Origin of the sequence: Bradyrhizobium nivariense, assembly GCF_029846695.2 — a bacterium.
Classification (GTDB): Bacteria; Pseudomonadota; Alphaproteobacteria; order Rhizobiales; family Xanthobacteraceae; genus Bradyrhizobium.
Genome location: NZ_JARWCR020000089.1, coordinates 1 through 16,979, shown reverse-complemented (window position 1 = coordinate 16,979; position 16,979 = coordinate 1). Strand labels below are relative to the sequence as shown.

Genomic DNA, 16,979 nt, shown 5'->3' with positions numbered 1-16,979 from the left:
AGCGGCTGGATTTTGATGGAACTCGTATCCGTCGTCGTGCCGGCCTTCAACGCCGAGCGCTTTATCGCTAGAACGCTCGCGTCGGCGCTGGCTCAGACATATGAGAATATGGAAGTCATCGTCGTTGACGATGGTTCGACTGACAATACGCGCTCCATCGTGGAGGCAATTGCTGTTAGTGATAAGCGTCTGCACTTGTTCAGCACTCCCAATCGCGGCGTTGCTCGTGCTCGAAATCTCGGAATCGAAAGTGCGCGGGGAGCCTATGTCGCATTCTTGGATGCGGATGACATCTGGCATCCGACAAAGATAGAGCGGCAGGTTGAGGCTCTAAATATCCATCGTTCCGATCCCGCTTGGGGTGGTGTCTACACTTTTCACCGAACCATCAACGCGGATGATCAAGTCACAGGCAATGGGCAGACGTTGGCCGGTTGTCGCGGCTATATCTTGGCTCGAGACCTTGTGCTCAAGTTCATAGGAAACGGAAGCAATCTATTGGTCCATCGCGAGGCTGCGCTTGCGGTTGGTGGATTCGATCCGTCGTACGCCGACATTGGGATCGGTGGTTGTGAGGATCTCGATTTCGAGCTCCGGCTCGCGGCGCGCTATCGGATTGAAGCTGTGAGATCGTTCCTCGTTGGCTACCGCATCCATCAAGGAAATATGTCGAGCGACGGATCGCGCATGTCGAGGAGCATGATTGAGACCATCGCGCGACATGTGGAACGTAACTCTTCGATCGCTCCTCGGGTGAAGCGCTGGGCATTCGGGAGCGCGTACAGGTATGCATTCCAGGTTTTATTGCGCGAGAGGCGATCCCTTCCTGCTGTAGCGGCCTACACGAAGTTGCTAATTAACGATCCCGTGCTGTCAATGATCACCGCAACGGAAGTGCTGATGGCGATCAACAGGAGGTTGGCAAGAGATCGACCTGTTGGATCGCTTCTAGCATTTTTGTCCGTGGATCCAGAACTGGATAAAGACAATCCGGTAGACGCAATAGCGTGCACAAAGCAGAAGCGGTTGGCCGACGAAGATCGGTTGCTTGAAGAAAAGGCGGTTCGGGGACCGCTGCTGGACGGATTTGTCGGAGGCGATCGGCTCGATCGGTCGACCGCAGAGGACGCCCCAGTTCCGGAGACTGGGGACCGGCATCATCACACGGCAAGGGCTAGATGACGGCAAGCGCACCTTCCAACATCCCGATCAACTCTGACCGCAGCTGGCGGCATATCTACTTGCACGCGAGGGATCTGGCCTATGAGCTCGTGCTTCGCGAACTCAAGATCCGTTATAAACGCTCGTCTCTCGGCATCGCCTGGTCGCTTCTGAATCCATTGAGCCAGATTGTCATCCTGACGTTCTTGTTCCGCTCCATTGTCAACCTCAACGTCCCGCACTATGCCTCCTTTGTGTTCGTGGGTGTGCTTGCCTGGACGTGGTTCAGCGGCGCCATCACGACCGCGGCTTTCGCCATCACCTCGAATCCCGACCTGGTGAGACGGCCAGGTTTTCCGGTCATCGTCCTTCCGTTGATCACAGTCGCCAGCAACGGCATCCACTTCCTCCTGGCGCTCCCCGTCATGCTCATCGTCATCCTGCTGGATGGAGGACGGTTTGGCGCGTCTCTCGTTGCTCTCCCAGCAATCATGGCCGCGCAATTCGCATTTACGGCCGGTCTTGCCTACGTCGTGGCGGCCGTGCATGTCCGCTTTCGCGACACACAGCATCTCGTCACGATCGCCACGATGCTCGCTTTTTATCTAACACCTGTCTTCTACAGTTCGAGCCTGGTGCCGGAGCAATACCGGTTCCTGCACCATGTCAATCCCATGGCCGTGCTGCTGAATGCCTACCGAGGCGTTCTGATGGATGACGTATGGCCGTCGGCGTTGGCGCTCGGGAGTCTCATGATCGGCTCGTGCTGTATCTTGGCAGGAGGCATCCTGTTGTTCAGGCGGATGAGCGTCAGCTTCGCCGAGGAGATCTGATGCGCGCTTCCATCATAGTCAAAGGTGTTAGCAAGCAATTCCGTAGGCCGAGCGGAGACCGACTTACGTCCTTCAAGGAATCTGTGCTGACGGGCTTCCGAAGTGGTGAGATGCACACGTTCTGGGCGCTGCGGGACGTCTCCTTCACCGTGCCGGCAGGTCGGATGGTCGGCGTCGTCGGCAAGAACGGCGCCGGAAAATCGACGCTGCTCCGGCTGATCGGCGGTGTCGGTCAGCCTACCGAGGGCGTTATCGACGTGCATGGGCGGGTCGGCGCGCTCTTGGACTTGAATGCTGGCCTGACTGACGATCTCACAGGTAGAGAGAATATCTTCATTGCGGGCGTGATCGCCGGAATGACAAGAGCAGAAGTCAGGGGATGCTACGATTCCATCGTTGCGTTCGCCGAACTCGAATCGTTCATTGAGATGCCGATTCGAACCTACAGCAGCGGCATGCGCATGCGCCTTGCCTTTTCTGTGGCGGCGCACATGTCACCCGACGTTCTGCTCATCGACGAAGTGCTTGCCGTAGGGGATTTACATTTCCAGCGGAAGTGCTTGGAGCGGATAGCTGCGATCAAGGCGAGCGGCGCCACCATTTTTCTTGTGTCCCACGATTCCTCCCAGGTCCGCGCGCTGTGCGACGAGGTCCTCCTTCTCAAGCAAGGGAAAGTTGTGGCCTACGGCCCTACGCAGGCCGTGATGGACCTCTATGAATCTGACGCTCTGCCGGAGTTGGTGGATCGACCCGAAACCTCCGTCGAGGTCGAGCGGCTGCCGGGCGGCAAGTTGCTGCAGCACGGCGTTAACCGGAGCGGATCGCAAGAAGTCCAGATCCGCGCGGTCCGGCTGCTTCATCCTAACGGCGCATTCGCCCGCAGTATTGTTTCCGGTGCTGGCCTCGCGGTGGAGTTCGATCTCCTTGCCCACAATCCTGTGCAGGCGGCGCTCGCTAGCGTGACGATCCACACGGATGACGAGTCGCCGTGTTTGGACACAAACACCGAGGTCGGCGGTGTGGATCTCAGCGTCCTAACAGGCCTTACAACGCTGCGGCTGGCGTTCGATCGTCTGGACCTCGCCGGCGGGAATTATTCCATCAGCGTCGGGGTCTACCAGCAGGGTTGGCAGGGGATCTATGATCATCATTACCATTGCTACGATTTCTCAGTCGTTGGGCCGCACTCGGGGAAGGGCTTCATGAATCCACCCTCGGCTTGGAGCCGGATTTTTGCGGCGGATGTTGCGCACGACGATGTACTCGGCATCGGTTGCCTCCCGTTCTCCAAAGGGGGTGAGCCGTGACCGGCATCTTTCGTCGAACGGATCTGCCTGTCGTATCAGATCGGCCGACAGTTGCTCTAGTTGTTGCGGGTGGAGAAGTCTGGGAGGACTTCCTGTGCACCATTGGCGTGTCGCTCGACCAGTTCTGCCGGAAAGGACCCGGCGGATGGACGCTGGGCTACATGGACGCTTTGAGGGCGGCCGGCTTCGCTACGGTGGTGTACTTCTTCTCGGGGGAGGTACGGGAGCCCGTCCACTATGTCCAGGACGGGACAGGCCATCGCCAGACAGTGCTTCCCGCACCGCGCTTCTACATGGCTACGCGCAAGCTGTTCCCGACTTACTCCGAATTGCTACGACGACCTCCACCAAAGGGCGTCAGACAGCGAGCTAAGGCTTGGCTAGGCTCTGTCCTCACCCACCTCAGCACCCCCATCGCGCTTTTCGCGCGGGAGCTCCGCCGCGAGGGCTGTAAGGCCTTGATCGTGCAGGAATACGAGTCATTTCGTTTCGACGTTAGCGTTGTCCTCGCGCGCCGTCTTGGACTCCGAGTGTTCGGCACCTTCCAGGGCGGGAATCGCGAGACGAATCTCGCCAGTCGGTTGTGGAAGCGCAGGGTGATCGCGGCCAGCGACGCGCTGCTCGCAGCGCCCGGAGAGGAGATCGCGAGGGTGAGGAAGGCCTATGGTCCTGAGTCGCGCGTCTGCCAGGTATTCAACCCGGTGGATGTTTCTCACTGGTATCCAGTTGAGATCGAGCGGCAGTCGGCGCGGGACGAGATTGGGGCCTCCGACTTGACCCGTGTTGTCGTCTGGCACGGTAGGGTCGATCGCGAGGCGAAGGGGCTGGACGTCCTAATCGAGGCCTGGGAGCTTCTGGTGTGCGAAAGCCCAGATCTGGACGCACGGTTGTTGCTTCTGGGCTCGGGCCAGGACGCAGAATGGCTCGGAGGTCGGATCCGTGCTTTGGAAGGACGCGGCATCTTCTGGCAGAACCGCTATGAAACTGATCGCGATGTGGTGCGACGCTTCCTCGCCGCGGGAGATGTCTATGCGTTCGCCTCTCGGCATGAGGGTTTCCCCGTCGCTCCGATTGAGGCCATGGCATGCGGACTTCCGGTTGTGGCGGCCGCGGCCTCGGGCGTGAAGGACATCTTCCCAAGCGATGGCTGTGGGGGCGTGGTCGTGCCTGTCGGCGACACCCCTGCTTTCGCCAATGCCCTCTCGCGACTTGTGCTCGATCGCAAACTCAGTGGTGCGATGGGGGAGCAGGCCCGCAGACGGGTCGTGACGACCTTCTCAGTCGAAGCTGTTGGGCGTCAACTTGCATGTGCCATTGCCGGATTACCCAACCTAGCAGGCAAAGGTGACGCGTGAGGGCTCTCGCTCCGCCTTATGCTAGTCGGGAACTCCTGGCCAAATCCAGGGACCAGCGCGGTCAGCCCGGACCTGTTGCGGGACTGCGGACCCGACCTCGATGGTCCGTGATGGTGCCGGCTTACAATTCGGGCGCCGATCTGCGGCGAGGCCTATCAAGTGTTCTTGCGCAAGCCCGGACCGCCGAGATCATGCAGATCGAGGTCGTAGACGATTGTTCGAAGACAGACGATGCCGCACAGATCGTTAAGGAGGTCGGCCAAGGCCGGGTCGAGTTCTTCCGCCAGTCCGTTAACGTGGGACACGCACGAAACTTTAACACGTGTGTCGAACGGGCTAGGGGGCACTTGATCCATATCCTTCACGCCGATGACTGGGTCGAGCACGGTTTCTACGATGAGATGGACGCCTTGTTCGGGGCCTTCGACGATGCGGGAGCGGCTTTCTGCCGTCACGCCATTGTTGGCTCGGAGGGAAGCGTGGTGCGCCTCTCCCCTCTGGAAAAATCCGAGCCTGGCGTCATCGAGCGATGGTTCGAGCGGATCGGGGCGGAGCTTCCCCTTCAACCTCCCTCGATGGTCGTTCGCCGTGCGGTGTACGAGGACTTGGGCTCGTTCGATAAGCGAATGGTGAGCTGTAGCGAAGATTGGGAGATGTGGGCGAGAATTGCGGCTTTCTATCCAGTCGTGTTTACTCCCAAGATACTTGCTTATTATCAGGATACGGAAGGCTCAATCACCAAACGGTCCATCAGCAGTGGACAGAACATGAAGGACGTTCGCCAAGCGATCAAAATCCTCGGCAGCTATGTCGATTCTCCGGCCGGGCGCGCGGTGCTGGCTCGCGCCCCCGAAAACTGGGCGAAGTGGGGTCTCTACTGGGCTTACACTCTGACTTGTCGAGGAGATTTCCACGGTGCGCTGGTGCAGTTGCGGCAAACTCTGCTCTGCAACCAGTCGCCGCGCACGCTCGCCGCGGTGCTGAACATGTCGCTGTATTGTCTAAGGCGTCGCCTGCGCAGCCTGGTGCGCCGATGACGAAGGGACTGGTGAGTGGACCGCTCGCTGATATGAGCAGCCGGGGCAAGCTCGCCCCTATCGCCGATGGCTTTCCCCGGCCGCTTTGGTCCGTGATGATTCCCACCCACAACTGCGCGGGATATCTGCGGCAGACGCTTTCGAGCGTCCTATCCCAAGATCCCGGGCCGGATATCATGCAGATCGAGGTCGTCGACGATGCGTCGACGATGGATGACCCTGAAGCCGTCGTCCGAGAAATCGGTCGTGGACGAGTCCCATTCTACAGGCAGGCAGGAAACGTCGGCCACACCGCCAACTTCCAAACCTGTCTGGAGCGCTCCCGAGGACGGATCGTGCATCTGCTGCATGGCGACGATGCCGTCCGGCCGGGCTTCTACGAGAAGATGGGAACGGCGTTCGAGCGGGTGCCCGGGCTTGGTGCGGCATTTTGCCGTCAGATCTACATCGACGAAGAAGGTCGCGAGATTTGGGAGTCTCCTTTGGAGCGCGAGAGCAGCGGCATCCTGGAGAATTGGCTGGGAAGGATCGCGGGACGGCAGCTAATCCAGACTCCTTCCATCGTCGTCGCCCGCGATATCTATGAGCAGATCGGCACCTTCGATCGAAGGCTTTCCGCGGTCGAGGATTGGGAGATGTGGGTGAGGATCGCCGCCTACCGCGACGTCTGGTTTGAAACCGCGCAACTCGCTCTCTACCGCGTGCACGGCTCGTCGAGCACGAGCCGCCTAGTGCGATCGGCGGAGAATCTTCGTGACGTCCGGCGCGCGTTGTCGATAATCCGTGGCTATCTCCCCACCGAGACTGCCGACGCAACCGTGAATGCCTCGCTGGCGTTCTGGGCTGGTGACGCCCTCAAGAACCGAGTGCCGACCTACGTCCGGAAGGGCGACATCGCAGCAGTGAGGGCCCAGGTGAGCGAGGCTCTGCGCTGCAGTCGTTCGCCAGCAACACTTGCAGCGGTGGCTGGCCTTTTGCCGACCGTCGTCGGAATGGCCCTGCGGTTGATGCGATTTCGAAATGGTGCCGCATGACAGCGCTTCAAACCAGTAGCGGGCCCGCTGTACCTGACATCGGTGTGGAACGAGTCTGGCCACCCGTTCCCATGGCGGTGCTCGATCTCGAGATGACCAAACTTCCTGAGCACATCAAGGTCCCGCCGGACTGCCGCGCCGGGCTGGCGCTGCTCAGGGTTCGCGGGCGCCCATGCGGCCAAGCCGTGATCCGACTCGACCGTCCGGGCGAACAGATCCTGCCCATGATCCTTGCAGGCGCTGACTCCGCGTTTTGGCAGGCATGGCTCAGGGACCGTCTCGGCCTCGATCCATCCAGATCTGACGGACCGCCCGACGTTTCCGTGAGCGTAGCGGTGTGCACTCGTGACCGGACCGAGGACTTGGAGCGCTGTATCAGTGCACTGATGCGGATGCCGGACGACGGCCAGGAGATCCTCGTGATCGATAACGCGCCGTCCAATGACGCCACTGCCAGGCTGCTGCGGGAGCGCCCGCGCATCCGCTATGTGCGCGAGGATCGCCCCGGGCTCAACATCGCCCGCAATCGTGCGCTGCACGAGGCGGGGGGAGAGATCGTCCTTTTCACCGACGACGATGCGGCCCCCGATCCGCTTTGGCTCCGCCGGCTCGCTCGCAATTTTGGCGATCCGCTTGTACTGGCATCAACCGGTCTCACAATGGCGCTCGAACTGTCCTCGGCGGCCCAGATCGATTTCCAGCGCTACGGCGGCTTCGTCCGAGGATTCAAACGCACCGTCTATGATGCCGCCGAGCATAACCCGCTCCTGGCGTGGCATGCAGGCGCAGGAGTTAACATGGCTCTGCGCCGTTCTGTGGTTCAATTAGTCGGCCCTTTTGACGAAGCGTTCGACGCGGGAACGCAGACGCATGCAGGCGGGGACAGCGAGATGTTCCGGCGGATTTTGGGGGCAGGCTATCGCATCGTTTATGACCCTGAGGCGCTCAACTGGCACAGGCACCGCAAATCTGCGGAGGAACTGCATCGACAGCTCTTCGGCTATGAAGTCGCGAGCGCGTCGCTGCTGACGAAGGCGCTCCTCACCGACGGCGACATCGGAGCTCTGCGCGAGGCCTTACGTTGGCTCAGGCGCGAAGTGCGTGCCGTGCTCCGTTCGCTGCTGCGGCGCCCGAATGTACCGCCGTTCTCCGTGGCTTCTGCGCGCTTTAAAGGCGGAATCATCGGACCTCTGCTTTACCTCAGATCGAGAAGGCAATCGCGATGACCAACGCGGAAATCGGTCTTGGGATGAGCGTGGTCATTCCCACCCACAACCGACGCCAGCTGCTTGGCAGAGTTATGGATGCGCTCGCCCGCCAGACTGCCGATCCAGCTATGTTTGAAGTTGTTGTGGTTCCCGACGGATGTACGGACGGGACTGAGGATATGCTGCGCGCGCAGCGCTACCCCTTCGTGCTGAAGCTGGTCGAGCAATCGGGAGGCGGCGGTCCAGCCGCCGCCCGCAATGCCGGCGCCAAGGCGGCGGCCGGGCGCTTGTTGCTGTTTCTTGACGACGATGTCGAGCCGTCCCTGCACTGCGTCGAGGCACATCGGCGCGCCCACGAATTAGAAGACGGTGCAGCTGCGGTGCTAGGTCCATATCCGCCCGCGCCGCACGCATCCGCGAACTTGTTTCGCCTGATCATACGTAACTGGTGGAAGAAGCGCTTCGAGGACCTCGCCGAAAAGGGACACCGCTTCAGCTTTCGAGACCTTCTAACGGGAAATTTGTCCTTGCCGGCTCACGTATGGGAGCATCTGGGCGGCCTCGACCCGAGCTTTCGGGCCGCGCATGAGGACTACGAATTGGGCGTGCGCTTGATGCAGCTCGGAATACCCTTTCGCTTCGTGCCCGACGCCGGGGCGTATCACCATGAGTACGAAACGATGACCGTTGCCGGCGCCTTCCGGCGTGCGCGCGAGGAGGGCCGTTCGGATGTCCTGCTCGGCAGGAAGCATCCGCACGTGCGTTCGGGTCTTAGGATCACCGCCCTGATGGCACGGTCCTCGGGAGTGAGGGTCTGGTTCGACCGCTTGATCTTCGCTCTCGGTGATCGGACTGATCCTTTGGCCCACGCCATGGCATCCGTGCTGGAGTTTCTCGACCGCACGCGTTTGCGGGATGCCTACATTGTGTTCTATCGCGAGCTGAATGAGTATTGGTATCTCCGTGGAGCGGCGGAAATCCTGAAGTCGTGGTCGGCCTGGAAACACTTTGAATTAAGCGCTCCACCACCAGGCGCGGCCAGGCGGCTGAACGTCGACCTCAAGGAAGGGATACCCGCTGCGGAAGAAGCCATCGATCAAGCGAGACCCGACGAGGTAACGCTCCATTATGGGGGAAGGGAACTCGGAGTGCTGCCGCGTGAGCCTGGAGCCGAAGCATGGCAGGGGAGACACTTGAGACCGCTGTTGTGTGGTCATCTCGCGCGAGCTTACCTTGAATGTCTGCTCAAGGCGGGGGATCTGGAAGGCGTGCCACCGGCCTGCCGAAGCGCCGTGGAGCGCGGACTGTCCAAGGCCGGGCTCGCGATCGCGTCGCCCCGGGAGGAGATGTGGTGGGAGCAGGACGGCCAGTGGCGGGTCTTCATTGCGGAAGCAGGAGACTGAACACAATTAGCTTCACGCCCGGGTTGGGCTAGGCGCTCACGGATGGTTGATTCAATGAATGTTTCGTCCCTGTCTCTGCCGAAATCGCAATTGGTGGGAGCACCACTTACGTCGATTGTGATCCCCGCCCGCAATGCCGAAGAGACTATAAAGCGCACGCTTCAGAGTCTGGTCGCGCAAACTAACCCCAGCTGGCAAGCGTTGATCGTGGATGATAGTTCGGTCGATACGACATCTGCGATCGTCAGCGACTATGCAGCTCGGGATTCGCGTTTCATTGTTCTTAAATCCCCAGAAAGGGGAGCAGCCGCGGCACGCAACGTCGGTATCTCACACGCAAGTGGTGAACGGCTGCTATTTCTGGACAGCGACGATTGGGTCAATCCGAGCTTTCTCGAGAAGATGAATGGCGCGCTCGATGATCATCCGGACGCGATGGCTGCATATTGCAACTGGTGCAGGGTTTTCGAAAATGCAGATGAAGCGCCGGATCAGGGAGATGATCGCATCCAACAAGATCCGGTTGAAGCCTTTGCCCGTTCCTGCGCAACTGTCATCCATAGCGTGCTCATAAGGAAAAGAGCGGTCCTCGAGGCGGGAGTCTTCGATACGTCGTTGCGCACCTGCGAAGATTGGGACCTCTGGCAAAGAGTGGCGCGGCTCGGCGGTAGTTGGATCCATGTCCGTGAGAGGCTGAGCTATTATTGGATGAGTGATCGGTCACTGACCCAGGACATGGAACAAATGATGGCGGATGCGCGCGTCGTTATCGCCAGAGGTTTTGCTACACGAGAAAGTGCAACTGGATCTCCGAAAGGCGTCGGGAACGGAACACCGAATTCCGGCGCAGCAGCGGCCGAGCTGACATATGCATATTTTGCTCTTTGGTGCGCTGCTTTCGATTGCGGACGTGGCCGAAAGGTTGCCGTCCCTCCGACGGTTCTCGCGACCTTGCCGCAAGCAGAACACGCGATTGATCCTATCGTCACTGTCCTGCTCGACGGAGTTAGTGTCGGAGCGAGGTTGCTGCCATCCAGACTGGCTTCAGAGTGGAGCCGATATGGAGTTGAGTTGACCGGCTTAGTCTGTGCCATCGGACAGGCGTGGGGCAAGCCCGCGACCGCACGGAAGATTCAGTACGACGTCGAACGGAAGATTCTCGATTGCGACGATCTGGCGTCCGCAAGGGAGCTCTCACTAACGTTGGGGCTGCGTGTTGACCTTCGTCGGTTGCCGCATGTCCGCCCGAACCGATCCGTTGACCGGCTATATGTGTATCTCTGCAATGGCCCGCATGTTCTAGCCTTGCTGGACGTTGGCGTGCTCGGCACGGTTGATTTGAATTTTTGGATAACGTTAGTCACGCAGCATTTAAAGCACCTGCATATTAGAGAGCAGGCAGGACGAATATTTCGTCTCACAATTAAGATATACTCTCGAACGGAATGCCTTCGTCAGTTTATCCGGAGTAGCAGTGCTAGCCATCAGAACCGGTTGCAAGCGATCCGGAAATCGATGTCACTTCGTGCGATACCGCTCAAATCTCCGGGCGAAGAGGTATCGGATAGCAGGCGCAGTCGAGGCCGTGAACCGTCCCGTGACCTTGCCCGGGAGGAATTCTGGGAGATTCTGTTTACAGAGGAGGATCCCTGGAACTACGGCTCGGCCTATGAGCAGGAAAAATATTCCAGGCAGCTTCAAATGCTTCCTGCTGAGCAACCAAAACGGGCCCTCGAGCTAGCCTGCGCTGAAGGATATTTTACGCGCCAATTGGCTCCCAGAGTCGAGCGTCTCATCGCTGCGGACATATCGACGAAAGCATTGGAGCGGGCCCGAGCACGATGCGGCGAGCACTGGAACGTCGATTTCGTGCAGCTCGATTTGTCGGCAGATGCCCTTCCGCAGGACCTGGATCTGATCGTCTGCTCCGAAGTGCTTTACTATTTGAAGGATGAGGCGGAACTCGATCGCGTGGCAAACCGTTTGGCGGACGCGTTGCGTCCTGGTGGTCGTCTTGTGACGGCTCATGCCTTTGTACTGAAAGACAACATGTCTCGGACGGGTTTCGATTGGGAAAATCCGTACGGCGCGGAGACAATCGCGCGAGTGATCGGTGGCGTACCGGGCCTTGCGTTGGAAGCTTCGATGCAAACCGAGCTCTATCGCGTCGATAGGTTCAAGCGACTGTTCCCCGGAGAGATCATCTCCGACCCACAGGTGACCGACGTCAAGACCAACGTGCCAATCGAGACCGAAGTAGCGCGCTTTATTGTATGGAACGGGGCGATCACGCGCCGAACGACAGTGGTCCAAACAGAGAGGCGCGAGCGTATTCCGATATTGGCGTATCACCGGATTGCGACCGATGGGCCGACCGAGCTAGCCCCCTATCGTCTTTCTCCGGAAGCTTTTCAAGAACAGATGTTGTGGCTCCGCCGCAACGGCTATCACACGATCAATTCCGAGCAGCTCGCTCGGTGCATTGCGAACGATCACCCATTCCTCGGACGACCTGTGCTGATCACCTTCGATGATGGGTACGAGGATTTTGCCGAGCGGGCCTGGCCCATCTTGCAGCGGAATGATTTCTCTGCCGAGGTATTCATTGTCGCCGATTTGGTCGGCAGACGAGCGGAGTGGGATGGGTCATTCGGATTGCCGGCGCCGCTTATGGATACCGCAACGATTGTCTCGCTGGCCGCCGAAGGGGTAGCGTTTGGAAGCCATTTGGCGAGCCATCCCCGCAGCGGTGGGCTTTCAACCTCGGAAGTTGCCGAGGAGCTGTTGCGGTCTCGAATCCAATTGGAGAAATGGTTGGGGCGATCAGTGACATCGCTTGCGGCGCCGTTCGGATGTACGGATCAGCGGCTCAGAATCCTTGCAGCGGAGTGCGGCTACACAATTGGATTTAATACAGCCAATCGCGCTGCGACCCTGAAGGATGATCCGCTCGACCTGCCGCGAATAGAAGTGAGGGGCGATTGCACGCTCGAGACGTTCGCCGCCTCTCTGGAGGCGTGCCGATGACTAATGATACTCGTGAGTATTGTCACTCCTGTCTGCAACGCCTCCTTGAAGGTTGACGAAAACGGTGTGAGGTGTCGGATCGCTATCGCATATCGAGATCGCCATGGAATGGCTCTAGCAGTGATGCGCTTGTCTTCCCGCGACACCGGTGTACCGTACGAGTTTGTTTACCTTGACCGTTGCAGGTTCCTTGACTGGAACGACGATCGAGTTCATCACACGCCCGCCTGCATCCCGGAAAAATACGGGATCTCGCCAAAGATGAATCGCTCGTGAGTGGTCTATTTTAGGCCCCCTTAAGTGATGCGTCGGCATTTTCACCCATGCTTCAATTTATCCGCAACTCTGTAAGTCGCCGTTGAGGCGTCTCTTGGATGGTTGTCGTGCAAGGAGAGCACGCGACCATCATGACTTACACGCTAGTGATCAATGGAACTTCCGGCGCCGATATCCTCTTCGGTGGGACCGGCAATGACCTCTTGACGGGAGGCGCCGGCAGCGACCTCTTCGTTATATCGAAGGGTTATGGTTCCGACACCATCAGCGATTTCCAAGTGGGCGCTGGTGGCGACGTATTGCGCGTGCAGAACTATGGTTTTGCGACGTTCGCAAGTCTCATGTCGGTCGCGACGCAGGTGGGGACGGACGTCGTCGTCACGCTCTCGTCGAGCGAGGCGCTCACCTTGCAGAACGTCTCGCTTTCATCGCTCACGGCCGCAAACGTCGTCCTCGACAATCCGCTCCCAGTAAGTGCAGCGCCGAACACGGCGTGGACCACGGTCGGAGCCGGGGGAACGCTCACCGGCGGCGCAATAAACGACTCGCTGCAGGCGATGGGGGACGGCGTTACGCTGATCGGCGGCGCGGGCGACGACTCGTACTTCATGTACAATCACGAAACGAAGGTGGTCGAGTTCGCCGGTCAAGGCATCGACACGATCTACGATGGCATGATCGACGGCTATAGCCTCGTCAATGCGCCGAATGTCGAGAACCTGACACTGGGCGGAAGCTACAATTCTCCTGCGACCGGCAACGATCTAGACAACATCATCGTCGGCAACGCCGGCAACAACATGATCGATGGCGGCAAGGGCAATGACGTCCTCACCGGCGGAGGCGGCAGCGACACGTTTGTTATCAAGACTGGAAATGGCAACGACATCATCACCGATTTTCAGACAGGCGCCGGTGGGGACATTCTCCAGATCAATGGCACGAATTTCAAGACGCTCGCCGACGTCGCGGCCGCCATGCAGCAGGTCGGCACGGATGTCGTTCTGTCGCTCGGCAACGGCGAGAAGCTAACGCTCGAAAATACGCAGGTTCAGAATTTCACGACCTCCAACATCAATATCGTCACAGCGCCAACAGGACTGGTTCAGACCTTCAGCGACGATTTCAACTCGCTTTCCGCCGGCCAGGACCCGCATCTGACCTGGAAAACGAGTTACGCCTGGAGCGGGGTGGCAAGCTACACACTCTCCGGTGAGCAGGAGGTGTATGTCGACCCGAGCTTCACTGGTCTGCCCGGGACCCAGGCGTCGAGCTCGTTAGGCCTTAATCCGTTCTCGATACAGAACGGCCATCTTGTCATCACGGCAGCGCCGATCCCGTCCAGCGATGCGGCCTATGTCGGCAACCATCAATTCTCGTCGGGCGTGATCACCACCGAGAATAGCTTCGTCCAGACCTATGGTTACTTTGAGATCAAGGCCACGCTGCCTGACACCAAGGGCGCTTGGCCTGCCTTCTGGATGCTGCCGATCAACACGCACGGCCAGGCGACGGAACTCGACGCGTTGGAAGCGCTGGGTAGGGACCCTGACCAGGCCCATTGGGGCTTTGTGTCTTCCTCCACGTCAGGTCAGGGCTATTGGGCGAATACCCCCGATCTCACAGCCGGCGATCACACCTTCGGCGTGGAATGGACGCCGTACACGCTGAGCTATTTTGTCGATGGCGTCGAGGTCGGTCAGGTCGCCACTCCCTCCGACATGAACACCGCGATGTACATGATCGCCAATCTGGCGATGGGCGGAAGCTGGGCCGGAAACGCCGATCCAAGCGCGACCGCGCAGATGAGCATTGATTATATCAAAGCGTACCAGCTGCCGGAGTATACACTCGCCAACTACACGCTTCTGGCCAGCGGAGCTCCGACGACCACCATCGCAGGAACGGCAAGTGCCGATACATTAACCGGAACCACCGGCAACGATCTTCTCGGCGCCGCAGGAGGTGCCGATACGATGACCGGCGGGCTTGGTGACGATACCTACATCGTCACCGATCCCAACGCCAAGGTGGTCGAAAGCTACGGCGGTGGGGTGGATACCGTCATTTCGACCGTCACGTACAAGCTGCCTGACTACGTTGAGAACCTGACGCTGACAGGTTCGGCAGCGATCAACGGCACCGGCAATTCCGAAGCCAACATCATTATCGGCAACGATGCGGCCAATATCATCACCGGCGGAGTCGGCAATGATATCTTGACAGGCGGTGGTGGTGCCGACACCTTCGTTATCAACTCGGGCGACGGCTCGGACATCATTACCGACTTTACACCGGGATCAGCCGCCGGGCATGATGTCGTTCAGCTGAACGGCTTTGCGTTCACGTCCTTCAACGACATCAAGGCGGCGATGACGCAGGTCGGCAACGACGTGTATCTCGCGCTGACAAGCCAGGATACGCTAGTTTTTCGCAACGCCACGATTTCAGCGTTCACCAGTGATGACTTCCAGCTGCCGGGAAGCTTGCCGGTCGGAGGCACCATCACATCCTGGATCAACGGATCAACCAGCAGCCATATTGTTTACGGTACCGCTGCGAACGACAAGATTACGGCGTTAAACTACGACGATACGCTGGTCGGGTGGACTGGCGATGACACATACGTTGTAAACAATGTGAATCAGAAGATCACTGAGAATCCGGGCGGTGGCATCGACAGCGTCGAAGCGTGGACATCTTATACGCTGTCCGCAAATGTCGAAAATCTGACCCTTATGATGGGAGGCCTTACGGGCACTGGAAACGAACTGGCCAACCGGATGGTTGGCTCCAGCGGAAATGACGTCTTGAATGGTGCCGGTGGCGATGATTGGCTCTTCGGGGGTGCGGGTAATGACACGTTCATCCATGGCATCGGCAGTGGCCACGACACGATAGCCGACTTTCACGTCCTGACCAGCGCGACGGCGGAGCACGACAAGCTGATCCTGAAGGGCTACGATGCTAGCGCTTACTTGACGAATGTGGGGGAAGAGTGGACCGTTCATTATGCAGGGGGGACTGACAGTTTCCGAATTGGCGGCGTGACGCAATTGTCATCGTCCGACTACGCATTCGTCTCCGCTACCGGCGTATCCATGACCATGGCCGGACTGTCGGCGCCGACGATCTCGCTCGCTTCTGCAAGCACGCTGGGCGCAGGCGGGCTTACCAACGCAGATCATTTGACCCTGACCGGATCTGCACAGGCAGGCGTCACGATCAAGGTGTTTGACCAGACAGTCCAGATTGGTGTGGCGACCGTTGACAGCAACGGTGGTTGGAGCTTCACCACTGGCACTTTGACAGACGGAAGCCACTCATTTTCGGCGGTGGCCGCTGACGGAGTGGGTGATCTCAGCGCTGTGTCGACCAGCATAGGTGTGGTCGTTGATGCGACTGCGCCAGGCGCACCGAGCATTGCGACGTTCTCGCCTGACAGTGGCGTTGCGGGCGATGGCATCACGAAGGCCAATCAGCTGACGCTGAGTGGGACCGCGGAGGCTGGCAACAAAGTCCTGGTGTTCGATGGAGCGACCCAGGTCGGCACTGCCACGGTCGATGCCAGTGGCAACTGGTCGTTTGCGACCGGCACGCTGGTCGATGGCACCCACGCCTTTACCGGCAAGGCGGTGGACGCGGCCGGCAATGTCGGCGGGGCGTCTGGCGCCTTGAACATCGCGGTTGATACCGTCGCGCCCAATGCGCCGGTTCTCGTCTCGGATACGCTCGCCGCGTCCAACAAGGTGGCGGTCTCGGGAACGGCGGAGGCTGGCAGCACGATTAAGCTGTACGAGGGCAACACGCTGCTCGGCACGGCGGTGACGGCGTCCAATGGAGCGTGGAGCGTCACGACCGGATCTCTTGCGGCGGGGCCGCATGCGTTCACGGCGACTGCAACAGATGCAGCTGGCAATTCGAGCGGTCTTTCAGCTGCGTTTGACCCGGTCGTAGGGACATTGATCGAGGCCGCCGGTGCGACCAGCCTGGTGCAGGTCGGCAGCAACTACCTCCTCGATCCGACAAGCGGTGGAAGCGCGCCTGTGCTGAAGTTCAATGGTGCGGCCTACGTGGCGGGCCAGTTCAGCAATTGGACGCCGATCGCGGCGGAGGCGACCTCCAGCGGCTACGATGTCGCCTGGAAGAACACCTCGACCGGTGTCTTCACGGTGTGGACCGCCGACAGCAACGGCAACTTCATCTCCAACCTCCTGAGCAATGTCTCCGGAACAAGCGCAGCTTTCCAGTCGATCGAGACGCTGTTTCAGCAGGACCTCAACGGCGATGGCGTGATCGGGCTGCGCACGACAATCGTTGAGGCGTCGGGCGCGACCA

10 protein-coding genes are annotated in these 16,979 nt (G+C 59.4%); all 10 read left to right on the top strand.

Annotated elements, in window-relative coordinates; translation table 11 throughout:
• Positions 1–15 precede the first annotated feature (15 nt).
• Positions 16–1,182 carry a glycosyltransferase family 2 protein gene (locus tag QCM77_RS40650; RefSeq protein ID WP_280096562.1) on the top strand — a complete coding sequence of 389 codons (1,167 nt, stop codon included), beginning with the start codon at positions 16–18 and terminating at the stop codon, positions 1,180–1,182.
• Entirely contained in the window at positions 1,179–1,994 is an 816-nt protein-coding gene (locus QCM77_RS40645) for an ABC transporter permease (protein ID WP_280096561.1), read from the top strand. Before QCM77_RS40650 ends, QCM77_RS40645 begins: the two co-directional genes overlap by 4 nt.
• On the top strand, positions 1,994–3,301 hold the full coding sequence (locus QCM77_RS40640; protein WP_280096560.1) for an ABC transporter ATP-binding protein: 1,308 nt from the start codon (positions 1,994–1,996) through the stop codon (positions 3,299–3,301). The genes QCM77_RS40645 and QCM77_RS40640 overlap by 1 nt, the downstream gene beginning before the upstream one ends.
• Positions 3,298–4,656 (top strand): glycosyltransferase family 4 protein, encoded by a 1,359-nt coding sequence (locus QCM77_RS40635; protein WP_280096559.1) that lies wholly within the window; start codon positions 3,298–3,300, stop codon positions 4,654–4,656. The genes QCM77_RS40640 and QCM77_RS40635 overlap by 4 nt, the downstream gene beginning before the upstream one ends.
• A 110-nt stretch (positions 4,657–4,766) precedes the next feature.
• Positions 4,767–5,693 carry a glycosyltransferase family 2 protein gene (locus tag QCM77_RS40630; protein WP_280096558.1) on the top strand — a complete coding sequence of 309 codons (927 nt, stop codon included), beginning with the start codon at positions 4,767–4,769 and terminating at the stop codon, positions 5,691–5,693.
• A complete protein-coding gene (locus QCM77_RS40625) occupies positions 5,690–6,727 on the top strand; it encodes a glycosyltransferase family 2 protein (protein ID WP_280096557.1) in 1,038 nt (345 codons plus the stop codon). The genes QCM77_RS40630 and QCM77_RS40625 overlap by 4 nt, the downstream gene beginning before the upstream one ends.
• 71 nt (positions 6,728–6,798) lie before the next feature.
• Entirely contained in the window at positions 6,799–7,953 is a 1,155-nt protein-coding gene (locus QCM77_RS40620; RefSeq protein WP_280096556.1) for a glycosyltransferase family 2 protein, read from the top strand.
• Positions 7,950–9,338: a glycosyltransferase family 2 protein gene (locus tag QCM77_RS40615; protein WP_280096555.1), complete on the top strand. Its 1,389-nt coding sequence runs from the start codon at positions 7,950–7,952 to the stop codon at positions 9,336–9,338. The genes QCM77_RS40620 and QCM77_RS40615 overlap by 4 nt, the downstream gene beginning before the upstream one ends.
• A 42-nt stretch (positions 9,339–9,380) precedes the next feature.
• Positions 9,381–12,365 (top strand): glycosyltransferase, encoded by a 2,985-nt coding sequence (locus QCM77_RS40610; protein WP_280096554.1) that lies wholly within the window; start codon positions 9,381–9,383, stop codon positions 12,363–12,365.
• Between the two features lie 374 nt (positions 12,366–12,739).
• Positions 12,740–16,979 (top strand): Ig-like domain-containing protein (locus QCM77_RS40605; RefSeq protein WP_280096553.1); only part of this gene is annotated, 4,240 nt, incomplete at its 3' end.

Bases quoted from the DNA above. Each gene is read 5' to 3' on its own strand.
- QCM77_RS40650 (WP_280096562.1), top strand. From the start codon at position 16: ATGGAACTCGTATCCGTCGTCGTGCCGGCCTTCAACGCCGAGCGCTTT.
- QCM77_RS40645 (WP_280096561.1), top strand. From the start codon at position 1,179: ATGACGGCAAGCGCACCTTCCAACATCCCGATCAACTCTGACCGCAGC.
- QCM77_RS40640 (WP_280096560.1), top strand. From the start codon at position 1,994: ATGCGCGCTTCCATCATAGTCAAAGGTGTTAGCAAGCAATTCCGTAGG.
- QCM77_RS40630 (WP_280096558.1), top strand. From the start codon at position 4,767: ATGGTGCCGGCTTACAATTCGGGCGCCGATCTGCGGCGAGGCCTATCA.
- QCM77_RS40625 (WP_280096557.1), top strand. From the start codon at position 5,690: ATGACGAAGGGACTGGTGAGTGGACCGCTCGCTGATATGAGCAGCCGG.
- QCM77_RS40620 (WP_280096556.1), top strand. From the start codon at position 6,799: ATGGCGGTGCTCGATCTCGAGATGACCAAACTTCCTGAGCACATCAAG.
- QCM77_RS40615 (WP_280096555.1), top strand. From the start codon at position 7,950: ATGACCAACGCGGAAATCGGTCTTGGGATGAGCGTGGTCATTCCCACC.
- QCM77_RS40610 (WP_280096554.1), top strand. From the start codon at position 9,381: ATGGTTGATTCAATGAATGTTTCGTCCCTGTCTCTGCCGAAATCGCAA.